Origin of the sequence: Pandoraea terrigena (genome assembly GCF_902459705.1) — a bacterium.
GTDB classification, from domain to species: Bacteria; Pseudomonadota; Gammaproteobacteria; order Burkholderiales; family Burkholderiaceae; genus Pandoraea; species Pandoraea terrigena.
On the sequence record NZ_CABPRU010000015.1, the window covers coordinates 1 to 21,410 of the forward strand.

Genomic DNA, 21,410 nt, shown 5'->3' on the forward strand with positions numbered 1-21,410 from the left:
CCGTCGTTGCGAGAGACGGAATATTAGACAGGTTCAGCGAACCGCGCAAGCCCTTTGTGAAACTTTTTTGAAAATGGCAAAACGCCTTCTCTGCTTGCCGCCTTGTCCGGCACGCGGCGCGCTCGTCGCCACCGGAAAGCGCTTGCACTGAGAGGCGCACAACAAACGACCCGCAGCCGTGTAAATCAACGGCGTGCCCTGCCATCTCTCTATATATACGTGGATCGGTAGCGCGTATCGCCGCTGCCGATGGCCGGACAGACTTCCGGTAACTCGCGATGCGCCGCGCGCATTCGACGCCTGAACCGCGTCGTCGGGTGCAGAGGTGCCGGGACATGAGCGTACGCGAACAGAACGCCGCCGATTAAACCGTCTCGCGTCGATGCCGGCCAATACCGCCGTGGTAGAGCGCAGGAGATGTCATGCCAAGCTTGTGCGCCATGATGACCAGATCCGCGAAGGAGCGCGCTTCCATCTTGCGCATGGCATTGCCGCGATGAATCTTGACGGTGACTTCGCTGATGCCCAGCTCGTCCGCGATATGTTTGTTCATGCGCCCCGCGGCGACAAGCGCCATCACCTCGCGCTCACGCGGCGAAAGCCGCTGCGCCCGATCAGCAACAGTCGTACTGATCTTCTCCCGCGCGAGGCGCAGACGATCCTGCGCGAGCGCGGCGCCCACAGCATTGAGCAACACGCTATCGGGAAACGGCTTGGTCAGAAAGTCGACCGCGCCCGCCTTCATGCCCTGAACGCTCGTCGCCACGTCCGCGTCATCGGCAATGAAGACCACCGGGATCGGATCCTGCGTCGCAGCGAGGGCGTCCTGCAACGCCAGACCGCTCCCGGCCGCCTCGAAATTCACGTCCACCACGAGGCACGCAGGCCCGAAAGCCCGCTCGCTCGCGAGGAACGACGCACCGCACGCAAAGCCTCGCGCGCGCAGACCCGCGGCCAAGAACTGTGCGCAAAGCGCGCTTCTGCCCGCCAGATCGCTCTCGACAATATAGACGGTCGCGGTATCGCTGTCCGGAAGCCCTTTCATGCAAGTCGGCAATGCCATAATTATGTGCAGCCGAGTATACGACAGCCGATGGACATAACGCTCGACGGCAAAGAAAAGCACGAACGTCCACGCCATTTCCCGCAAGAATCCTCGGCCGGCATGGGCCAGCCATCAAATTGCCGACGGTAATACGAAGATACGATGGCCGGTGTCACGCGCACAGCATAGGATCCAGAGAGGTGGCTTGCGGTCTCATCGCAGGCCTTGTCAGCATTCGCATCGGAGCCTCTCATGTCGAATCCAAAGCTAGAAGTCCTCACCCCGCAGAACAGCCAGCTCATCTTCATCGATCATCAACCGCAGATGGCGTTCGGCGTTCAGTCGATGGATCGCCAGGCGCTCAAGAACAACGCAGTGGGTCTGGCCAAGGCCGCGCACATCTTCAATATTCCGACGACCATCACGACGGTGGAAACCGAATCGTTCTCGGGCTTTACTTATCCCGAACTGCTCGACGTCTTCCCGAACCAGAAGTTGCTCGAGCGCACCTCGATGAATTCGTGGGATGACCAGAAAGTGCGCGACGCCCTCGCCGCCAACGGCCGCAAGAAAGTCATCGTCTCCGGCCTGTGGACCGAAGTCTGCAACACCACCTTCGCGTTGTGCGCGATGCTCGAAGGCGGCTACGAGATTTATATGGTTGCCGACGCGTCGGGCGGCACCTCGAAGGAGGCCCACGACTACGCGATGCAGCGCATGGTGCAGGCGGGTGTCGTGCCGATGACGTGGCAGCAGGTGCTGCTCGAATGGCAACGCGACTGGGCGCAACGCGACACCTACGATGCCGTGATGAAGCTCGTCAAGGAGCATTCCGGCGCATATGGCATGGGCGTCGACTACGCCTACACGATGGTCCACAAGGCGGCGCAGCGCACCGCAACGCCGCACGAGGCCATCCCGGCCGTGCCCGCTCGCTGACAGGAGGGATGCCATGTCCGCCCCCACGCCCGAACTGATTCTGGTCAATGGCAAGTTCGCCACGCTCGACCGCGCCAACCCGCAGGCGGATGCCGTGGCGCTCACCGGCGGAAAGTTCACCGCCGTCGGCACACGCGACGACGTGATGCGTCTGGCCGGCAGTGGCACCGAGGTCATCGACCTGCAGGGCCGCCGCGTCATCCCGGGACTGATTGACAGTCACATGCACATCATCCGGGGCGGTCTCAACTACAACATGGAGCTGCGCTGGGATGGCGTTCGCTCGCTGGCCGACGCCATGCGCATGCTGAAGGCGCAGGTCGACCGTACGCCTGCACCGCAGTGGGTTCGGGTGGTGGGAGGATTCACCGAGCATCAGTTCGCCGAGAAGCGTCTGCCGACGATCGACGAACTGAATGCCGTCGCCCCCGACACGCCGGTGTTCATCCTGCATCTGTATGACCGTGCGATCCTCAACGGTGCGGCACTTCGCACGGTGGGCTATACGAAGGACACGCCCAACCCACCGGGCGGCGAGATCGTGCGCGACGCGTCGGGCAATCCGACCGGGTTGCTGCTGGCCAAGCCAAACGCAACGATTCTGTATGCCACGCTCGCCAAGGGCCCGAAGCTGCCCCCGGAATATCAGAAGAACTCGACGCGCCACTTCATGCGCGAGGTCAACCGGCTCGGCGTGACGGGCGTGATTGACGCGGGGGGCGGGTTCCAGAACTACCCCGAGGACTACGACATCATCGAAGCGCTGCATCGCGAGGGACAACTCACGGTGCGCCTCGCCTATAACCTGTTCACGCAGAAACCCAAGGCCGAACTCGCAGATTTCAGTCAGTGGGTCAAGCAAGTCAGCCCGGGCCAGGGCGACGATCTCTATCGTCACAACGGGGCGGGCGAGATGCTCGTGTATACCGCCGCCGATTTCGAGGACTTCCGCGTCGAGCGGCCCGAGATGCCGCCGTCGATGGAGGGCGATCTCGAACCCGTCGTGCGGCTGCTTGCGGAGAACCGCTGGCCGTGGCGCCTGCATGCCACCTACGACGAGACCATCTCCCGAGCGCTCGACGTCTATGAAAAAGTCGCGAAGGATGTGCCATTCGACGGCCTGCACTGGTTCTTCGACCACGCGGAGACGATCAGCGATCGCAACATCGACCGCATCGCGGCCCTGGGCGGCGGCATCGCCGTGCAGCACCGGATGGCATATCAGGGTGAGTACTTCGTGGAGCGCTACGGCGCGCGTGCGGCCGAAGCCACACCGCCGATCCGTCGCATGCTGGAGCGCGGCGTGAAGGTCGGCGCCGGCACGGACGCGACGCGGGTCGCCTCTTACAACCCGTGGGTCTCGCTCTACTGGCTTGTGACAGGCAAGACCGTGGGCGGGCTGCGCATGTACGCGCCAGGTAACGTGCTTGATCGTGACGACGCGCTGCGACTGTGGACGGAAGCCAACGCGTGGTTCTCGTCCGAGGTCGGCAAGAAGGGCCAGATCAAGGTCGGGCAACTCGGTGATCTGGCGGTACTCTCCGACGACTACTTCAGCGTGCCGGAAGACGAGATACAAGACATTACGTCGGTACTGACATTGCTGGGCGGCAAGGTCGTCTATGGCGACGGCGACTTCGGCCACTATGCCCCGGAAATCCCACCCGCCATGCCGGACTGGTCGCCAGCACGGCATGGCGTGGGCTACTCGCCGCGCCAGCCGCAAGTGCTTAACGTGAGCGTGAGTTGTGCGTGCGCGACCTCATGCGGCGTGCATGGTCATGCGCATGCGAAGGCGTGGTCGTCCAGTGTGCCGGCGTCTGACGAAAGCGGCTTCTGGGGCGCGCTGGGCTGTTCGTGCTGGGCGTTCTGATCGTTCGCTCGCCTCGGAGAATCCTCATGAAGCTATATCTCGTCTCGCTCGGTGTCGGCGTGCTCGTCGGCATCATTTACGGCGGTCTCGGCGTGCGCTCCCCGGCGCCGCCGGCCGTCGCGCTTATCGGGCTGCTCGGCATGCTGATCGGCGAGCAGGTCGTGCCGCCGGTCAAGCGTCTGCTTGCCGGCGAGCCAGTCAATCTTGTCTGGTTCCATCGCGAATGCATCCCGAAGATCACCGGCCTACCCGCGCCCGTGGCGCAAGCCGCGAAGGTAGATGCCGAGACCGACTCGCGCAAGGCTTGAGTGAATGCCGGGGGTCGGGCCATCGGCCTGTTGCCCCCGGCGGATAGCGCGTTCCGCAATGCGGACGGGGCGTCGCGTCCCGCCGAGTAGCACGAACGCCTTCAGCGGACTACATGCCTATTTCATACTGGCGAATCAGCTCGCGCACCCGGTGCTTGTCCAAATCGGGGATTCGATCCAGCCCGATGTACTTCCAGAACTCTTCCGCGGCAGCCCTGCCCTCCTCGCCATCCGCGAGCAAGCATGCCAGCGCGTCCGCTCGGCGATTCGGTGGCAGGACGTCGATGCACAACATCAAGGCATCCATCACGCGTTGCTTCCGGCTGCCTTTAAAGAAGCGTGCACTGATGTCGTCGACGAATCGGCACCATGCCTCGGATTGGCTACCGGCATTGGCCGCTTCGCCCCACTGACCCAGGAGTGTCTCATTCTGCTTCAACGGTTCGCGGAAGAACGCGAAGTCGGCGGCAGGTTCAGGTTCTGGCAAGACCTCGAGGTTGCTGAGGGACAAAAGCGGCAGAGGACGTTGTACGTTGTCATCTCGCATTCGCACGGCCGAAGCCACCATCGAGGCGCGCAGACTTCCCCCCGCCCGGAGTCCAACCGTTCGAAGGTCTGCAATGAAACGCTCACTCGGGCGATCCAAAGGCCGACGCTCGTTGCCGGGTATCATCGGTATGGTTCTGATCGTTGCGGCGCCTACAGGATTCATCGTCGACCTCCGTCGGTGGTGGGAGCTTGCATCCTGCCATCGCCCTGGCGCCGCTCTTTGCGATACGATCAGCGGGTTTCTATTTCCGACGAACACGCTGTGAGCATCGTCAGCGTCTGCGCAGTCCCGGAAGCCCCGTCAGGCCCCGAGATCGAAGCTTTTCGGCATATCCTGGCATTCAATCGTCGCTTGTTTGCCCACGTGAATGCCAGTGACGGAGGCTCTGGAGCGCATACCCGATGCGATGGCGGATTCGCGCGCCGGACGCTCGTGCGACGCGCGAACGGCTCACTTCTGCTTCAGAGTTAACGCAGCGTCCGGATAGCGGACCGCAATCGCCCCCCGATAGTCGGCCTTTACGCCATCGATCTTTCTCTGCTGGAGCAGAAACTCGGCCGTCGACTTCAGCGTTTGTGCCGCACCGCCCTTTTCCCCGCACCCAAGCCATTGACAGGAGACCTGCTCCGCCAGCGTCGGGTACTTGTAGAGCGCCATTTCTTCTGCCGCGTCGTCGGCCTTGCCGCCCAGCCCCCTCAGCACCGCCGCCATATTCTTTGACCCAACACCCCATGCGTCCGGATGTTCGACGAAGTCTCGATTCGTCGCATTCAGCACCTCGATGAACTTGGCCATGAATTCCGGATTTCCCGTGCCGAACGCCTTTGTCACGGTCATCCCCTCAAACGTGCAACGACCCAGCGCGCAAATCTGCCCTGCCGTGATCAACGGCTTGCCCGTGGGCCGGATCCGACCGAGTGCCGGCCCCCAGATGAAGGCGGCGTCGACGTCGCCTCGCTCCCACGCGGCCGCGGCCTGCGTTGGCGTCATGTTGACCAGCTTCACTTGTTGGGTGATGCCCCATTTATCGAGCATGTACATCAACTGGTAATGGCTTGTGCTGGCCACCGGCACCGCGATGGTTTTGCCGACCAGGTCTTTCGGCGATCGGATGTTCGCTGCATTACGCACCATGAGCGCCTCGGCGTTGGCGATGTCCTCCAGAATCCAGAACAACTGAATGTCCATTCCGCGGCTCGCGGCCGCCGCGAGCGGACTCGATCCCAACACGCCGATGTCGATGCTGCCCGACGCCATCGCGCTCATCACCGCCGCGCCGGAATCGAACTTCTTCCAGTGGATCTGATAGCCGGTCGCCGCTTCGAACGCCCCATTCACCATCGCTGCAATCCATGGACTGTAAGTCGTTTGATACGCCACGTTGACGACCTTTTCGGCCGCGCGGGCCGCGGAAAATGCCCCGACGCACGCTAACAGAAACACGCCGCATGCGAACGAACCCACCATTTTTGCCAGGTATTTCATTCCTTCTCTCCCAATTCGGCATCGCAAGACAGGATTGGCGCGTATCGCGCCTAGTCCCGCTACGGCGATCAGAGTGATTTTCGACCGCGAATGCTGTCCGCGAGTACACAGAGAATCTCGAACATCAGCGTCGCCCCCACCAGCGCGGTATTGCCGCTCGGATCGAACGGCGGAGACACTTCCACGACGTCTCCACCGATCAGGTTCAATCCTTGCAGACCACGTATCATCCGCTGTGCCTCCAAGGTCGTCAGACCGCCGATCTCGGGCGTTCCTGTGCCAGGGGCGTACACCGGATCCAGCGCGTCGACGTCGAACGTTACGTAGGTTGCACCGTCGCCGACGACTCGCCGCGCTTCAGCTATGACCCCCTCCACGCCCAACTCGCGACATTCCTCGATATCGATGACTCGAATGCCCTGGCGCTCGCCCCAGTCGTTCTCGCTGTCGTTATACAAGGCGCCCCGGATACCGATTTGTACTGTGCGTTTGGGGTCGAGCAGGCCCTCCTCGATGGCTCGCCGAAACGGCGTGCCGTGGGTGTACGCGTTATCGCCAAAGTATCGGTTCCACGTGTCCGTATGGGCGTCGAAGTGCACCATGCCGACCGGCCTGTCCTTTGCCACGGCGCGCAGGATTGGCAGCGTCACCAGATGATCGCCGCCGACCGACAGCGGTGCGATACCCGCTGCGCAGACCTCCCCGTAGAAGGCTGCAATACGCCCCAGGGAATCCATCAAATCGACCGGATTCACTGGGGTATCACCCAGATCCGCGCAATTGCAAAGCGCAAAGGGGTTGATTCCGCTCGCCCGGTTGACGTTGCGCACCATCGTGGAGAGGTCGCGTACTTGACGCGGTCCATGGCGTGCCCCCGGCCGGTTCGTGGTGCCACCGTCCCAAGGCACGCCGATCAGGCCGACATCCACGGCCCGAATGCTTTCGTCGTCCAGGCCGACATAGGGCAACCGCATAAGGGTTGCCAATCCCGAGAACCGGGGCATGACCGTACCAGTAATGGGTGCGAATTTATTTTCTCTCATGGACAATTCCTGGGTGGCAAGTTGTGTCTCGGACGCCATCGTGCGACACGCCCCCGGAGCGGGTGTCGAGCAAGCGTGAAGCGAGTGTCTCCGTTGCGCACTACCCGTGGAATCCCGATCTTTCGAACTTTAGTTCGGTATTTTCCGAAGCGTTACCGGCGCCTTTCCGTGCCGGTCCCTCGTCTGCCTCGTCCATGATGTCTTCGCCATGATCAAAGTAACTGACTTCGATCTGCGTTTGCTGCGTGTCTTCAAAACGGTATCGGACTGCGGCGGTTTTTCCGCAGCGGAATCCGCACTAAACATGAACCTTTCGACCATCAGTACGCATATGGCCGACCTAGAAGCACGCCTGGGCATTCGCCTTTGCGAGCGAGGGCGCCGTGGCTTCCGCCTGACGGACGAAGGCCACTCACTTTATCGAGCCGCGGAGCGGCTGCTCGAGTCTGTCGAGGTGTTCCGCACGGACATTGGGGAAATACGCGGTCAGATCAGCGGCGAGTTGGCGATTGGCGTCGTCGACAATACGATTACCGATGCGCAATCGCACATTGCACGCGCCATCGGCATGCTCAAGCAACAAAGTCGAGATCTGGAGATCAGATTGGAGATCAAGTCGCCCAGGGAAATCGAGGCCGGGGTGTTGGAGAGAAAACTTCATCTCGGCATCGGACCTTTCCGTGATGCGCAACCCGGCCTGACGTATGAGCCTCTCTATCGGGAGGAATTACAGCTCTTCTGCGGCGCGGGGCATTCGCTCTTCGCGCTGGCTCCCGCTGACGTCGACCTGAAAGATCTAACCCATATCGACTATGTCGCGCGGGGATATCTACGAGAGACGAAAGAGTTTGGCATCCTTATCAACCCCAAAGTCGCGGCGACCGTCTTTCACATGGAGGCCGTTGCAACGCTCATTCTTTCGGGAAAATTCGTCGGCTACCTGCCCACGCACTATGCGCAGCATTGGGTTCGGCAAGACTTGATGCGGTCATTGCGCCCCGATCGCCTGACCCATCACGCCGAGTTTCGACTCGTTACCCGAAAAGACCGCGAGGCGACTGTCGCTGCACGGGCATTCCTGGACGCATTGCGCAACGGGGTGAGCCGCGAGTGAGGGCGGCGCGGATCGAGCCCTTTGGATGTGGAATTGCCGCGTAACGCACGACTCACCCAAAGGCAAATGCGACAACATGACGCGCGAGGCCAGCGTTTCATCGTCACTCTCGAGCCGTTTAGCGTGTAGCGCCGCGCAAACGCTCCAGGTGACAGGTCGCCAGCGAAACCATGCCGGTGAGTCGGGTTGTCAAGCATCTCAATGCCACCTAACGACCGCGCCCTCAGATGGGACGATCAACCCGTCGAATACTGGCAGCGCGGTCCAATTCGGCCTTGAAATCGGGATGCGCAATATCAAGCATGCGTTTGATCCGCTGCTTGAGGCTCAAGCCCCGCAAATCCGCCACGCCGAACTCAGTCACAACCAAGCCAACGTCACAGCGTGGCGTGCTGACCGGACCAGACAATCGTTCGACGATGCGACTTCGCGTTCTGCTGGTCGACGGAAGGGCGATGATCGGCACGCCTCCTCGCGAGCGCATCGCCCCCCTCAGAAAGTCCCCCGCGCCGCCGACGGCGCCGAGGTATGAGCCATTCGCGACTTCTGCATTGACCTGCCCGGTAAGATCCACCTCGATCGCCGAGTTGATTGCGACCAAGCGATCGATGCTGGCAAGCACGTCCGGGTTGTGAACATAGTCCGTCGAGCGCATCCACACGTTGGGGTTGCGATGAACGAATCGATGCAGTTTGGCGCTACCGACCAGCACGCCGCCCACCGTCTTCCCCGCGTCGATTGATTTTCGCGCGTTGGTGATGACACCGGTTTCCATCAACTGCGCAACGCCATCGCCAATGCTACCGGAATGCACACCCAGGTCACGATGGCCCGTGAGGCAGCCGAGAACCGCTTCGGGGATCGCTCCAATGCCCATTTGGAGCGTCGAACCATCTTCGATGAAGTCCGCAATGTGCCGGCCAAGCCGTTCGTCAGAAGAGCTCGGCGCAGCGCGAATCTGCTCCAGCAGCGGGCGGTCAGAGAACAGTACCGCATCGAAGCGCTCGAGCGGGAACGATTGCTCGCCATATACCCATGGCGCCTGCCGATTAACTTCTGCGATCACAACCCGCGCGCTTTCAAGAGCCGGCAGCAGGTACTCATGCGCAAGGCTCAGGCTATAACGCCCCGCCTCGTCTGGTCCGGCGACTTGCAGCAGCAGTACGTCGACTTTCAGCGAGCCCTCACGGATCAGTGCCGGCAGCTGGGAATAGTGGCACGGCCACACGTCAAGCACCCCGGCGTCGGCCAGTTTTCGATTTGCACCGGAGCCACCGTAACTCACAAAGTCGACGTAATCGGCATGCTCCGCTCGGCACGGGTCGCTGGACGCAATGCCCAGAAGCACGCGAAACCGCCCGATGCGCCCACGCTGCGCCATCAACGCGCAAGTAAGCGGTAAAGGTTCGGCATTCGCCTGGCCCCACAACACGGCATCTCCGCTGCGGATCCAGGGCGATAGATCAGGTGAATCCTGATCCAGATGATGTGTCATGGACGGGCAAATGGGTATCGACAGGCGCGACGAATCGTCGTCGCGCGCAATCAGTGGATTGTGGTTCAGATCGCCGACGGATGGCGCGCCAGCGGCGTGACTTGAATCGTCATATAGGGAAACAGCGGGAGCGAGGACAACAACTGATGCAACTCGTCATTGCTCTCCACATCCAGGATACTGATGTTCGAATACTTTCCAACGACGCGCCAAAGGTGCGGCCACTTTCCCGCTTTCTGAAGCTCGATTGCCCGTGCTTTTTCCGCCGACTTGATAGCTTCGACCCTGCTCGGCTCGAGGCTGTCGGGAATATTCACCTGCATCTCTACGCAATACAGCATCTCGCTCTCCTCATCAAATTTTCAAGAAAAATCAATAACATCCGTTTCGCTCAATACATGTCTGCATGCTGTTGGCGAGGCGAACGCCCGAACGTGCATAGACTTTTGTTTCGAACGAATACTGCTTTCCGTCCCGGTGCAAGACCTCGCTGTCGAACAGCAGCCAGTCGTTGACATCGAATGCGCCGGAGTGGAACAACATTGAGAAATCACGAGTGTCGAAGTGCCAGCCGTGCACGTCATCCGCCGCATCGTGGATGCCCGTCGCAGCCGGAACGCTGCTCGCCGCCATATAAGCCAGAGCCGCCGAACACCACACACCCTCGAGAGGCAATGCATGCCTCAGCCGGCACCATATAAGCCGCCGCGCGTTGTCGGCTTCGGTGGCGCCTCGTACCGCCCGGGCCGAGCGACGGACCTCGACGAACGGTAGGTTTCTCATGCTTCGTTGCGTCCCATCCCGAGCGACGGACTCGGCCGCCAGGAACTCGTCGAATGCGCGAGCAACGTCGGACGAACGAGGCGGCGGCAAGAATGAAGCCGGCTCGGCAAATCTGACGTGCATGCTGGATACGGTCTCCACTCCCTCGACACCATAAACGTGAGACGAACGAAAATGCCAATTCTGGTAATTGCAGAACATGACAACGCATCGATCAGGGCAGCGACGCTGAATACGGTCGCGGCCGCACACGAAGTTGGCAAACTCGTCGGCGGAGACATCCACGTACTTGTCGCAGGTTCAAACGCGCAAGGCGCTGCCGATGCTGCGGGGAAGATCCCGTGCGTTTCCAAGGTGCTGCTCGCCGATGCGCCACAACTCGCCGAAGGACTGGCGGAGAACGTCGACAGAACGGTGCTGAACATCGCGCAGAATTACTCGCACATTCTGGCGCCGGCGACGGCTTACGGCAAAAACATAGCGCCGCGTCTCGCCGCGCATCTGGACGTCGCGCAAATCAGCGACATCACCGCAGTCGACACCGCCGACACGTTCGAGCGCCCGATCTACGCCGGCAATGCGATCGCGACCGTGCAATCCCGGGATCCGATCAAGGTAATCACAGTGCGTTCAACCGGCTTCGACCCAGTCGCGGCGGAAGGCGGCAGCGCATCGGTCGAGACGATCGAGGCCGCTGCGGATGCCGGTATCTCGCAATTCGTGAGCCGCGAGCTGACGAAACTGGATCGTCCGGAACTGACGTCGGCATCGATCATCGTGTCGGGTGGTCGTGGGCTCGGCAGCGGCGAGAACTACACGACAGTTCTCGAGCCGCTGGCTGACAAACTCGGCGCAGCGCTGGGCGCATCCCGCGCCGCCGTCGATGCAGGCTTCGTCCCGAACGACTACCAAGTCGGCCAGACTGGCAAGATCGTCGCGCCGCAGTTGTACGTGGCAGTCGGCATCTCGGGCGCGATCCAGCATCTTGCCGGCATGAAAGACAGCAAAGTGATTGTCGCAATCAATAAGGATGCGGAAGCACCGATCTTCGGTATCGCCGATTACGGCGTCGTCGGCGACTTGTTTGCGGTTGTGCCTGAACTGACTGCCGCCCTCTGACGCCCGGTCAGCCTAACTTGCTTCTTGAGAATTCAGATGTCACATCTCAGCATGCCGCAGCCCCGATCGTTTCTGTTTGTCCCGGGCAGTCAGCCGGATCGCTTCAGCAAAGCACTCAACAGCGGCGCGGATGCCGTAATTATCGATTTGGAGGACGCGGTGGAGCCCGACGCGAAAGAGGACGCACGTCGCGCCGTCGCCGCATGGGTTGCGCCTGACCGGCAGGTTTTGTTACGGATCAACGCGAACGGAACACCATGGTTCACTGAGGATGCGCAGCTAGCTAGGCTCCGCGGTGTTACGGGCATTGTGCTGCCGAAGGCAGAGAATGCGTCCGACGTGGTCGCCTTGGTTTCGCTGACGAGAACGAAGCTACCGATTTTTCCGTTGATCGAATCGGCCGAGGGAATGTGGAACGCAATGGCGACTGCAAATGCGCCCTTTGTTCACCAACTTATGTTTGGAACGCTGGATTTCATCGCAGACATGGGGATCGAATCCGATGGCGTCGAACTCGATCCCTTCCGCGCCCAGCTCGTCATGATTTCTCGAGTCGCGGGCATCCATCCGCCCATCGACGGCGTTACACCCGCCATCGACGATGTCGATCGCCTGACCACCGAGACAAGGAATGGCAAGCGGCGAGGGTTCAGCGGAAAGTTGTGCATTCATCCAAAGCAGGTCGCCACCGTGAATCAATGCTATGCGTCGTCCGAGTCGGAACTCGCGTGGGCGAGGCGCGTGCTCGATGCATCGAAGAAAGCCAACGGAGCAGCGATCTCGATCGACGGCAGAATGGTCGATCGTCCAGTGGTGCTCCGTGCGCAGCGTGTGGTCAATCTGGCCCGCGCCTGATGATACCGACTCCTCGATCAGCACCTTGATCGGCGCGGCGAACTTCACATCGACCTTGGGCGCCGATTTCACAGGCTTGTAATACACCGTGCGGCGAGGAACGCCGAACCAGCGGCACAGTTTGGCAAGCGAAACGGGGATGCCGTCGGCTTGAAGTCTCTGGCGGATCGTCTCGATCACTTCTCGTCGTCGCCGTTGGCCGCCTGAAAGCCCTTGAGCTGGCGATCGCACCGCTCCCGCATGCCTTGCGGGTTGGCCCTCAAGGCATTCGCCATGCCCCACTTGTCGTCATCGACCCACTTCGTCAATTACGACGTGAGCAGGTTTTCACTAGGTCATTACATTCCCCATGACCACCACCAAATCCGCTACCAAGACTTGATCTTTGTCAGGTTTCAGACCAGCCGATCATCTATACTTAATTTTCTTTCAAGTGTTCCAGGATTGCCACTGGAACTATTTTTCTCACTCATAGCAGGAAGCATAAGAGTACTGATCTGAATCTGATTTTCACTTTTATATATCGGAGTCCTAATCAGAAGTAGAAGAACAATACTATTCTTTCCGGGAACTTGAGCATGGAATTCATACGACACTTATTTGGCAGTCAGCCGTTGCTCGCGCTTTTCGTCACGATTGCCCTCGGCTACCTTGTCGGAAAAATCAAAATAGGAAGTTTTGTACTTGGGGGCATCGCTGGAACCTTGCTCGTCGGCGTCATTATCGGCCAGCTTGACGTCAATATAGACAGTGGGATCAAGAACATCTTCTTTGCACTGTTCATCTATGCAGTCGGCTTCCAGGGCGGCCCGCAGTTCTTTCATGCGCTTAACCGGCGCTCTCTAAACCAGCTCGCTTCGTCCTTCGTCATGTGTCTGGCCGGACTGCTTTGCGTTCTGGCTGCCGCGTGGATGTTTGGACTGGACCGGGGAATGGCGGCAGGTCTCGCGGCAGGAGGACTGACGCAGTCCGCAATCCTCGGCACGGCCGGCGACGCGATAGCAAAGTTGGGACTGTCACCGGAACTCGTCAAGACCATGCAGACCAACGTCGCCGTCGGTTACGCTGTTTGCTACATCTTCGGCTCGCTCGGCCCGATCATTATGGTCAGTTGGTTCCTGCCGATGATCATGAAGTGGGACATCCGTAAGGAGGCTGTCAAGCTCGCCAAGGTAATGTCGGGAGGCCATGTAGAACTGGATCCCGGACAATTTAATGCTGTCAGGGATATCGCGACTCGCGTCTATGAAGTAACGGCGAGCAGCAAGGCGATCGGCAAGACGGCATTAACACTGGACAAGGAGCTTTCCGATGCTGCTGTGGAGGCTGTGTTCCGCAGTGACACTGCAATTGACCTGGCCGATGCAACACAGATTCAGGCAGGCGACCAGATCGCGGTGACCGGCAAGGTTGATGCCATGAAGACCGCCAGTGACTTCTTCGGTAAAGAGGTCACTGCACCGGATGGCCTTGCGCTGGTTGAAGAAAATCGCGAAATCATTCTGACCAACCGGGCCCTCAGTGGCCGTGAAGTCGGTGAGATTCACGACCACGCTAATATCGAAACGCGCCACGGCGTCTTTTTGACTGCGGTAAAGAGGATGGGACGGGATCTACCGCTGCTCAACAAGCTGCAACTGAAAACTGGCGATGAACTGCACTTCACGGGCAGTCCTGTGGACCTGGATCGGGTGCAATCGAAGATCGGTTACAAGATCACGGCCGCCGCCGTCACTGATTTCATTTTCTTCGGCATCGGCATGCTGGTGGGCATCCTGGTCGGCATGATCGAATTCAAACTCTGGGGCGTCCCGATCTCGATCGGGAGTGGAGGCGGCTGCCTGTTATCTGGCCTGCTGTTTGGCTGGTTGCGCAGCGTGCATCCGAAATTTGCCGCGCTACCCCTCGGCGCATCCAACTTCCTGCGTGACTTCGGGCTGGCCGTGTTTGTCGGCGTTGTAGGTATCGGAGCCGGCCCTCAGGCTCTGGTCGCCATACGGCAGTATGGCTTGACGTTGTTTTTCCTCGGCGTTGGCGTCACGCTGATCCCCCAGATCGTCACTTTTTTCTTCTCTTACTACGTTCTGCGCATCAAAAACCCCATTGAGGCACTGGCGTGTGTCGCCGGTGGCCGTAGCGCCAACCCCGCTTTTGCCGCTTTGCTGGCCAAGGCTGGCAACGCGACGCCAGTTGTCTCGTTCACCGTCACCTATGCCGTGGCCAACGTGTTCCTGACACTCTGGGGGCCGGTCATTGTCGGCGTTATTACCAAGAACGCCATTCGCTAACATTACCGATACGAGGCTTATCATGCCGGAGCAGGATTTCAGTCGGTTCGCCAATCTGAGCCCATTTGAACTCAAGGATCAGCTAATAGACATTGCATCCTCGGATGCCCAGCGATTGATGCTCAACGCAGGACGTGGCAATCCCAATTTCCTGGCGACGCTGCCGCGCTGGGCTTTCCTCAGTCTGGGTGAATTCGCGATGCAGGAGGCGCAGCGGTCATACGCTTACCTGAACAGCGGTTTTGGCGGCCTGCCCGAGCATGAGGGTATCGTGCAGCGGTTTGAGACTTACGCCGGCAACCATGTCGGACGCGATGGCGTCGGTTTCCTACGCTCGGCGATCTCGTACGTCAAGGATCAACTCGGGCTCAATCAGGATGCGTTTCTGTTTGAAATGGTCAGCGCATTTCTCGGTTGCAACTACCCTACCCCGCCGCGAATGCTTGCACACACCGAGGAGATCGTCAAAGCGTATCTCGCGCAGGAAATGTTCGGACAGGTGCCGCGCAGTGGCGATTTTTCAGTTTTTGCGACCGAGGGCGGGACGGCCGCAATGACCTACATTTTCCAGAGTCTGCGGGAAAATGGTTTGATCAAACCGGGCGACAAGATAGCCATCGGGACGCCGATTTTCTCACCATATCTGGAGATTCCTGTTCTCGCCGACTATGGGCTTGAAATCGTTGATATCCGCATGGACGAACATGCAAACTGGCAACTGCCGCAGGCAGAAATCAACAAGTTACTGGATCCGTCGATCAAGATATTCTGCCTGGTCAATCCGAGCAATCCTCCCTCCAGTAAATTGTCTGATGCGGTTCTGGATCAACTGGCCAGCTTGATTGCAACCCGTACGCCCGACCTCTTTATCGTCACCGACGACGTGTATGGCACATTCGCCGATGACTTCGTGTCGATTTTTGCAAAGTGCCCGCGCAACACCCTCTGCGTCTATTCTTTTTCCAAGTTCTTCGGCGCCACAGGATGGCGACTTGGTGCGATTGCTCTGCACGAAGACAACGTGTTCGACGCGGCCTTGGCCGCCTTGCCCGAAGCGCAAAAAAAGCAGCTTGATGTCCGGTATGCCTCCCTGACGACGGAGCCCCGCAAGCTACGTTTCATTGATCGCATGGTGGCGGACAGTCGAGCGGTGGCGTTGAATCATACGGCCGGTCTGTCCGTGCCGCAACAGCTCCAGATGGCGCTCTTTGCATTGAACGGCTTGATGGACCGCGAACATCGTTACAAGAATGCCGCCAAACAACTGATACGGGAGCGGTATCTCACGCTCTACAGAAACATGGGTGTCAAGGTCGCGCACGAACCGAATGATGTCAACTACTACACCCTGATCGACCTTCAGGAACTGGCCGGCACACTGTATGGGCCTGAATTCGAAGCATGGTTCATCAAGAGCGACCTGGGAACCAGTTTCCTGTTCCGCCTTGCGCAGGAGACCGGCGTCGTGCTTTTGCCTGGCAATGGATTCGAGGTCGTCGATACGTCAGCACGTGTATCGCTCGCGAACCTGACAGACCGTGAATATGCCTCCATCGGGAAATTCACGCGCCAGGTGCTCGATGAATATTACAAGGACTTCCAGAAGAGCCGGCAGCAATAAGAATCCAGGTGATGCGTGTCGATGCCTGGCATCGGCACGCCCGACATCGGCGCTCCGTTCGTCAGTGAATCGCGTCATTCGACACGGCCTACGCCATACCAATGTGGATCGGTAAGAAGCGCTTTATCTCTGACGGGTCTACTTTATCCGGCCAATCTTTGACGCCCCCCCGATCAACCGATTGAACGGATCATTCGCGGCTTTTTCCGGACGCGAGAAGCCCAAGGTTACGCCGTTCTGCCAGAAATCTCCCGTTTTGGATGCTACGGTTTTTCCGGGGGAGGTCATATCGTGGATCACCCGGCGGTCAGCAACAACGGCGAGCCCATTCTCGAACTTTGTGCGTTGCGGCGGAGCCCCGGCGAAGTTACGCGGCCTGACTTTCCAGACTGCGCATAACCTCGGTCTGTACGGTGTTCCAGATCTGCGACTTGAGTTCGTTGTAGCGCGGCGAGAGCTGCACCTCTGCGTCGCGCGGCATCGGCAGATCGTTCGGCAAGTCGCAGGCCACGCGGCCCGGGCGTGCACTCATGATCACCATGCGCGTGGACAACATCAGGGCTTCGTCGATGGAGTGCGTGATGAAGACGATCGTCTTGCCGCTCTTCTGATAGATCTGGAGCAACTCTTCCTGCAACACCTGGCGCGTCATCGCGTCGAGTGCGGCAAACGGCTCGTCGAGCAGAATCACGTCCGGGTCGTTGGCGAGCACGCGGGCGATCGACACACGCTGACGCATGCCGCCCGAGAGCGCCTTCGGATAGCGATCCTCGAAGCCCTTGAGGCCAACCATCTCGATGTAGCGTCGTGCGGTGGCGTAGCGCGTGGCCTTGTCGATGCCCTTCATCTTCAGGCCGAACGCCACGTTATCAAGCACATTCAGCCACGGAAACAGCGCGTACTGCTGAAAGACCATGCCGCAGTGCGGATCGATGCCTTTCACCTGACGACCGTTCACACGAATCTGCCCGGTCGTCGGGGCATCGAAGCCCGTGATGAGGTTCAGCAGCGTCGACTTGCCACAGCCGGACGCGCCGAGCAATACCACGAACTCGCCGCGTGCAATGTTCATGTCCACGCGCTCGAGCGCCTGGAAGTCGCCATAGCGCTTCGAGACACCATCGATGGCGATCATCGTTTCCGCATTGCCTGGGGCCGCGCCACCGGGCGTGCGCTGTGCGTCAACGTGAGAATCGGTGCGATCGTTCATGCCTGCCACCTCAACACCTTGCGCTCGATGGCGCGAAATACGATATCCGTCACCAGCACGGTGACACTGATCATCACCATGCCGAGCACGACGACTTCCGTCTGGAAGAACTCCTTGCCGTTCATGATGAGAAAGCCAAGACCTTCGCGCGCTGCGACGAGTTCGGCCGAGATCACGCACGTCCACGACAGGCCGAGGATGATCTTCATCCCGCTGAGAATCTGCGGCAGGCTCGCGGGCAGGATGACCTCTCGCATGACTTGCGCGTTGCTCGCGCCAAGGTTCTTCGCTGCGCGGATGAGCAATGGGTCGACGTTGCGCGTGGCTTCGATGACATAGACGAGCGCCGGGGCGAACGTGCCCATGAACACGATGCTGTACTTCTGCGTCTCCGAGATACCGAACCACAGCAGCGAGAGCGGAATCCAGCTCATCGACGGCAGCGGGCGCAGGAACGACAGGATCGGATCGAAGGCGGCGCGGGCGTAGCTCGACGTGCCGAGCACGATGCCCAGGGGAATGGCCACGACCGTTGCGGCGATGAAGCCGGTCATCACGCGACGCGTGGAGGCGAGCACATTGGCGAGCAGCGAGCCGTCGGCCAGCATCGAGACGATGCGTTCCCCGACAGCCGAGGGGGGCGGCAAGAACAGAGGATCGACGATCCCGGTGCGGCATACCGCTTCCCACGCGAGCAGGAACACGGTCACGGACACAAATCCCACACCCAGCAACGTGGCGCGGGACGGTTGACGATGATTCACTATCAGACTCCTTTTGCGAACACCGGTACCCGTCGGGTGGGTACCGGCGCGCGGCAGCTTACAGATACGACGTATTGACCCACCGACGCACAGCGGGCGCTTTGTCGATCTGCTTGTATGTCACGAGCATTTCCGCAAGTCGTTGCAGGCCGTCGACATAGGTCCCCGGCGACTTGAGCAATTGGGTTTGCTGCTCGAGTGAGTACCACTCGGCGTCCTTGATGGCTTCCAGCTGATCAAGCGCCGACATACCGGTCAGGGCGATCAGCGAGCGCGCGGCTTCCTCGGGCTTCGTTCGTAACATCTGACTGGCTTCGAAGTACACACGCAGATACTTGCGCACGGTGTCGACGTTCTTCTCCGCCCACGCGTTGCGCACGATCAGCACGTCGGGGCCCGGCGTCACGCCGTATTTCTTATGGAGCGAAAACTGTGTGTCGTCGGCGAGCACCTTCATGCCGGACATGGCGCGGATGCGGTTGAACTGCGGCGCCCAGACTGCGGCAGCGTCGATCTGGCCCGACTGAATCGCGCCAGGCAGCTCGGGGGCAGGGACATTCAAGAGTGTGACGTCGTTCGACAGACCGGCGCTACCCAGCAGATCCAGCACCAGCAGGTGCGAGCTGGATGCAAACGTCACCCCCACCTTCTTGCCCTTGAGATCCTGTAACGAACGCACGCTGTCGCGCACGAGCAGCCCTTCAACGCGAGAGAAGCTATCCGGGATCGCCACGATGGAAAAGTGTTTGGAGCCGCGCGCCATCAGCGCGAGCGCCGACACGATGCCCGTGCAGGCGATGTCGATGCCGCCTGAGAGCACGGCGCTCATGCGTGCGGATGACGTGCCGAACGATTGCCATTGCTGATTGATGCCGGCGGCAGCGAATGCACCGGTCTTCATGGCGAGATAGGCCGGATAGTGACCGAGCCACGCCGAGCCACCGTACTGAACCGTGATGGCGTCTGCGGCGCGGGCCGTGCCGGACAGCGACAGACTGCCGGCGACACCAACTGCGGACAGGGCTGACATAGCGGCGCTGGTGCGAAGGAACTGACGTCGTGAAAAGTTCATGCATTTCTCCTGGGAGGCTTCGTGAAACTCGTGTCGAACGTTAGGTGCGCCTCAGATTGAGGCCGCCCGCCCTAGCACGCCTCGTGTCAGAGGCGCCCCCCCCGGCGACGGCGGGCAGCCCAATTGTTGCGACACAATGAATTCGCACTAGAATTTCCGGCGATTGTAGGGATGCGAGACGCGGAAAAAAATAAGTGAAGTAAAACTAATACGGCTTATTAGGGCGTTGTCACCATGCTCCCCTCGGCATCCTTCCGCTCGGGGAGTGGGCGGCTGGGGTGATTCGGGTGGTTGGCCCCGGCGAGCATTTGCCCGATGACCGGACACAGTCGTTCAGAAACTGAAATCTTCAGTATTAGATCGTCTTATCCGGATTCATGTTTGGTCCCTCGAGTGGCATCTTTGTCATCTCTTATTCCCATGGACACCTGTCGATGGGACAAGCTCGATCGACAGATCAATGAGTTGAGGAATCCGATGGGACCTGAAGTACAAAACGTTGCGCTAGACCCTGTCTTGCCGGAAAAGGTAGACGTCGTCGTGGTCGGTGGAGGAATTGTCGGCCTCTGCACTGCACTGCATCTATCCGAGAAGGGGTTGAGTGTTGCTGTCTGCGAGAAGGGACGTATTGCCGGTGAGCAGTCGAGTCGAAACTGGGGGTGGGTTCGCGTCATGCGTCGCGATCTCCGCGAGCTTCGCCTGAGCATCGAAAGCTCGAAAATGTGGGGACATTTCGACCAACTGCTAGGTGCGAACACCGGCTATCAGCAATGTGGGTTGCTGTATATGACGTCGGACGAAAAGACGCTGGACACCTACGTGACCTGGCTCAGACGCGCGAAAGACCTGGTGGGCGAATCACTTCACACGGAGTTGGTCGGAACCGAACAGATCGCCCGGTTATTGCCACATTCGGCAGTTCGATTCAAGGGCGGTTTGTATACGCCGACGGACGGCCGAGCCGAACCTCAGCAAGCGGCGCCCGCCATTGCCGCTGCACTACGTGCGCGAGGGGTCAGCGTGGTGGCGCCTTGTGCGGTTCGGGGCGTCGAGACGAGCGCTGGGGCGGCGAGCAGCGTTGTGACGGAATGGGGAGAAATCAAGTGCAAAGGTGTCGTGATTGCAGGCGGCGCCTGGTCACGGCTGCTATGCCGCAGCCTCGGGGTTGAGCTTCCTCAGCTTCTGGCCAAAGGTTCGGTTCTACGGACCACCGCCGTCAAGGACGGTCCGACAATAGGTGCGAGCAACAAGCACTTCGCGTTCCGAAAAAGAGCCGACGGCGGGTACACGATCGCGAGCGGTTTCCGGACGTATGCCGACCTTACCCCGGACGCGTTTCGCTTGTTCTTCAAGTACATACAGGCATTGAAAAGTCAGGGCTCGGCCTTGCGCCTGAGTGTAGGTTCACGATTCTTCTCCGAACTCATGCGCCCAAGCCATTGGCCGTTGGACAAGAAATCGCCCTTCGAAGATGTGCGTGAGTTGGATCCGTCTCCGGTCTTGCAAAGTACGGAATACGCGCTACGCGGATTTCTTGAGGCATTTCCACAGCTTCGCGGCATCCGGGTTGCGCAACGCTGGGCCGGGTACATGGACGTCACCCCCGATGCCATCCCGGTCATATCCGGAGTCGCCTCGCTTCCTGGCTTGTATGTGTCGACCGGCTATTCGGGGCACGGGTTCGGGATCGCGCCGGCGGCCGGCCGACTGATGGCTGACATCATTTGCAACGACAGCCCAATCGTCGACGCCCGAGACTTTCGTCTGGAGAGATTCAGTGATGGGTCCCCCACCATCGTGGACGCGGGATTCTGACGGCTGACCGTCATCGACGGTACCGCAATTC

General features: G+C 59.9%; 19 protein-coding genes. 9 read left to right on the forward strand and 10 right to left on the reverse strand.

The features are described 5' to 3' along the window. Window positions 1-364: 364 nt before the first annotated feature. Window positions 365-1,045 carry a response regulator transcription factor gene (locus PTE31013_RS21980; RefSeq protein ID WP_174978673.1) on the reverse strand — a complete coding sequence of 227 codons (681 nt, stop codon included), beginning with the start codon at window positions 1,043-1,045 and terminating at the stop codon, window positions 365-367. Between the two features lie 252 nt (window positions 1,046-1,297). Here PTE31013_RS21980 and PTE31013_RS21985 point away from each other — a divergent pair, with 252 nt between their 5' ends. From PTE31013_RS21985 to PTE31013_RS21995, 3 genes are read left to right on the forward strand one after another with little or no spacing between them, the layout of a single operon-like run. After that, entirely contained in the window at window positions 1,298-1,984 is a 687-nt protein-coding gene (locus PTE31013_RS21985) for a hydrolase (protein WP_150614777.1), read from the forward strand. 13 nt (window positions 1,985-1,997) lie between these two features. After that, window positions 1,998-3,857 (forward strand): amidohydrolase, encoded by a 1,860-nt coding sequence (locus tag PTE31013_RS21990; RefSeq protein WP_150614778.1) that lies wholly within the window; start codon window positions 1,998-2,000, stop codon window positions 3,855-3,857. Between the two features lie 26 nt (window positions 3,858-3,883). Further along, window positions 3,884-4,165: a XapX domain-containing protein gene (locus PTE31013_RS21995; RefSeq protein WP_150614779.1), complete on the forward strand. Its 282-nt coding sequence runs from the start codon at window positions 3,884-3,886 to the stop codon at window positions 4,163-4,165. 109 nt (window positions 4,166-4,274) lie between these two features. Here the strand turns inward: PTE31013_RS21995 and PTE31013_RS22000 are convergent, their stop codons facing one another. The 3 genes from PTE31013_RS22000 to speB all read right to left on the reverse strand — a co-directional run bounded on the left by PTE31013_RS22000 (window position 4,275) and on the right by speB (window position 7,243). Next, complete coding sequence (locus tag PTE31013_RS22000; protein WP_150614780.1) at window positions 4,275-4,877, reverse strand: hypothetical protein; 603 nt, start codon at window positions 4,875-4,877, stop codon at window positions 4,275-4,277. A 288-nt stretch (window positions 4,878-5,165) separates the two neighbouring features. Continuing rightward, complete coding sequence (gene tauA, locus PTE31013_RS22005) at window positions 5,166-6,200, reverse strand: taurine ABC transporter substrate-binding protein (protein WP_150614781.1); 1,035 nt, start codon at window positions 6,198-6,200, stop codon at window positions 5,166-5,168. A 68-nt stretch (window positions 6,201-6,268) separates the two neighbouring features. Further along, on the reverse strand, window positions 6,269-7,243 hold the full coding sequence (gene speB, locus PTE31013_RS22010; protein ID WP_150614782.1) for an agmatinase: 975 nt from the start codon (window positions 7,241-7,243) through the stop codon (window positions 6,269-6,271). A gap of 208 nt (window positions 7,244-7,451) precedes the next feature. On the opposite strand from speB, the gene PTE31013_RS22015 reads away from it, so the two are divergent. Then, window positions 7,452-8,357, forward strand: coding sequence for a LysR family transcriptional regulator (locus PTE31013_RS22015; protein ID WP_150614783.1), 906 nt, complete (start codon window positions 7,452-7,454; stop codon window positions 8,355-8,357). A gap of 223 nt (window positions 8,358-8,580) precedes the next feature. Here PTE31013_RS22015 and PTE31013_RS22020 read toward each other — a convergent pair whose 3' ends face one another. The 3 genes from PTE31013_RS22020 to PTE31013_RS22030 form a co-directional block, all read right to left on the reverse strand. Further along, complete coding sequence (locus PTE31013_RS22020) at window positions 8,581-9,852, reverse strand: acetyl-CoA hydrolase/transferase family protein (RefSeq protein WP_150614784.1); 1,272 nt, start codon at window positions 9,850-9,852, stop codon at window positions 8,581-8,583. A 65-nt stretch (window positions 9,853-9,917) separates the two neighbouring features. Beyond that, entirely contained in the window at window positions 9,918-10,193 is a 276-nt protein-coding gene (catC, locus tag PTE31013_RS22025; protein ID WP_150614785.1) for a muconolactone Delta-isomerase, read from the reverse strand. Between the two features lie 31 nt (window positions 10,194-10,224). Then, window positions 10,225-10,635 carry a hypothetical protein gene (locus PTE31013_RS22030; protein WP_343039560.1) on the reverse strand — a complete coding sequence of 137 codons (411 nt, stop codon included), beginning with the start codon at window positions 10,633-10,635 and terminating at the stop codon, window positions 10,225-10,227. Window positions 10,636-10,809: 174 nt separating this feature from the next. Here PTE31013_RS22030 and PTE31013_RS22035 point away from each other — a divergent pair, with 174 nt between their 5' ends. The 4 genes from PTE31013_RS22035 to PTE31013_RS22055 all read left to right on the forward strand — a co-directional run bounded on the left by PTE31013_RS22035 (window position 10,810) and on the right by PTE31013_RS22055 (window position 16,518). Further along, on the forward strand, window positions 10,810-11,754 hold the full coding sequence (locus PTE31013_RS22035) for an electron transfer flavoprotein subunit alpha/FixB family protein (protein WP_150614787.1): 945 nt from the start codon (window positions 10,810-10,812) through the stop codon (window positions 11,752-11,754). Between the two features lie 36 nt (window positions 11,755-11,790). After that, window positions 11,791-12,609, forward strand: a complete 819-nt coding sequence (locus tag PTE31013_RS22040) for an HpcH/HpaI aldolase/citrate lyase family protein (RefSeq protein ID WP_150614788.1) — start codon at window positions 11,791-11,793, stop codon at window positions 12,607-12,609. Between the two features lie 578 nt (window positions 12,610-13,187). Beyond that, window positions 13,188-14,897, forward strand: coding sequence for an aspartate-alanine antiporter (gene aspT, locus PTE31013_RS22050; RefSeq protein ID WP_150614789.1), 1,710 nt, complete (start codon window positions 13,188-13,190; stop codon window positions 14,895-14,897). 22 nt (window positions 14,898-14,919) lie between these two features. Beyond that, entirely contained in the window at window positions 14,920-16,518 is a 1,599-nt protein-coding gene (locus PTE31013_RS22055) for a bifunctional aspartate transaminase/aspartate 4-decarboxylase (protein WP_150614790.1), read from the forward strand. A gap of 367 nt (window positions 16,519-16,885) precedes the next feature. Here PTE31013_RS22055 and PTE31013_RS22060 read toward each other — a convergent pair whose 3' ends face one another. The 3 genes from PTE31013_RS22060 to PTE31013_RS22070 all read right to left on the reverse strand — a co-directional run bounded on the left by PTE31013_RS22060 (window position 16,886) and on the right by PTE31013_RS22070 (window position 19,564). Then, on the reverse strand, window positions 16,886-17,653 hold the full coding sequence (locus PTE31013_RS22060) for an ABC transporter ATP-binding protein (RefSeq protein WP_150614894.1): 768 nt from the start codon (window positions 17,651-17,653) through the stop codon (window positions 16,886-16,888). A gap of 71 nt (window positions 17,654-17,724) precedes the next feature. After that, a complete protein-coding gene (locus PTE31013_RS22065; RefSeq protein ID WP_425495586.1) occupies window positions 17,725-18,492 on the reverse strand; it encodes an ABC transporter permease in 768 nt (255 codons plus the stop codon). Between the two features lie 58 nt (window positions 18,493-18,550). Beyond that, window positions 18,551-19,564: an ABC transporter substrate-binding protein gene (locus PTE31013_RS22070; RefSeq protein ID WP_150614792.1), complete on the reverse strand. Its 1,014-nt coding sequence runs from the start codon at window positions 19,562-19,564 to the stop codon at window positions 18,551-18,553. Window positions 19,565-19,966: 402 nt separating this feature from the next. Between PTE31013_RS22070 and PTE31013_RS22075 the strand changes: the two genes are divergently transcribed. Then, window positions 19,967-21,379 (forward strand): NAD(P)/FAD-dependent oxidoreductase, encoded by a 1,413-nt coding sequence (locus PTE31013_RS22075; RefSeq protein WP_246174824.1) that lies wholly within the window; start codon window positions 19,967-19,969, stop codon window positions 21,377-21,379. Window positions 21,380-21,410: the final 31 nt, after the last annotated feature.

Bases quoted from the DNA above. Each gene is read 5' to 3' on its own strand.
- PTE31013_RS21980 (WP_174978673.1), bottom strand. From the start codon at position 1,045: ATGAAAGGGCTTCCGGACAGCGATACCGCGACCGTCTATATTGTCGAG.
- PTE31013_RS21985 (WP_150614777.1), top strand. From the start codon at position 1,298: ATGTCGAATCCAAAGCTAGAAGTCCTCACCCCGCAGAACAGCCAGCTC.
- PTE31013_RS21990 (WP_150614778.1), top strand. From the start codon at position 1,998: ATGTCCGCCCCCACGCCCGAACTGATTCTGGTCAATGGCAAGTTCGCC.
- PTE31013_RS21995 (WP_150614779.1), top strand. From the start codon at position 3,884: ATGAAGCTATATCTCGTCTCGCTCGGTGTCGGCGTGCTCGTCGGCATC.
- PTE31013_RS22000 (WP_150614780.1), bottom strand. From the start codon at position 4,877: ATGAATCCTGTAGGCGCCGCAACGATCAGAACCATACCGATGATACCC.
- tauA (WP_150614781.1), bottom strand. From the start codon at position 6,200: ATGAAATACCTGGCAAAAATGGTGGGTTCGTTCGCATGCGGCGTGTTT.
- speB (WP_150614782.1), bottom strand. From the start codon at position 7,243: ATGAGAGAAAATAAATTCGCACCCATTACTGGTACGGTCATGCCCCGG.
- PTE31013_RS22015 (WP_150614783.1), top strand. From the start codon at position 7,452: ATGATCAAAGTAACTGACTTCGATCTGCGTTTGCTGCGTGTCTTCAAA.
- PTE31013_RS22020 (WP_150614784.1), bottom strand. From the start codon at position 9,852: ATGACACATCATCTGGATCAGGATTCACCTGATCTATCGCCCTGGATC.
- catC (WP_150614785.1), bottom strand. From the start codon at position 10,193: ATGCTGTATTGCGTAGAGATGCAGGTGAATATTCCCGACAGCCTCGAG.
- PTE31013_RS22030 (WP_343039560.1), bottom strand. From the start codon at position 10,635: ATGAGAAACCTACCGTTCGTCGAGGTCCGTCGCTCGGCCCGGGCGGTA.
- PTE31013_RS22035 (WP_150614787.1), top strand. From the start codon at position 10,810: ATGCCAATTCTGGTAATTGCAGAACATGACAACGCATCGATCAGGGCA.
- PTE31013_RS22040 (WP_150614788.1), top strand. From the start codon at position 11,791: ATGTCACATCTCAGCATGCCGCAGCCCCGATCGTTTCTGTTTGTCCCG.
- aspT (WP_150614789.1), top strand. From the start codon at position 13,188: ATGGAATTCATACGACACTTATTTGGCAGTCAGCCGTTGCTCGCGCTT.
- PTE31013_RS22055 (WP_150614790.1), top strand. From the start codon at position 14,920: ATGCCGGAGCAGGATTTCAGTCGGTTCGCCAATCTGAGCCCATTTGAA.
- PTE31013_RS22060 (WP_150614894.1), bottom strand. From the start codon at position 17,653: ATGATCGCCATCGATGGTGTCTCGAAGCGCTATGGCGACTTCCAGGCG.
- PTE31013_RS22070 (WP_150614792.1), bottom strand. From the start codon at position 19,564: ATGAACTTTTCACGACGTCAGTTCCTTCGCACCAGCGCCGCTATGTCA.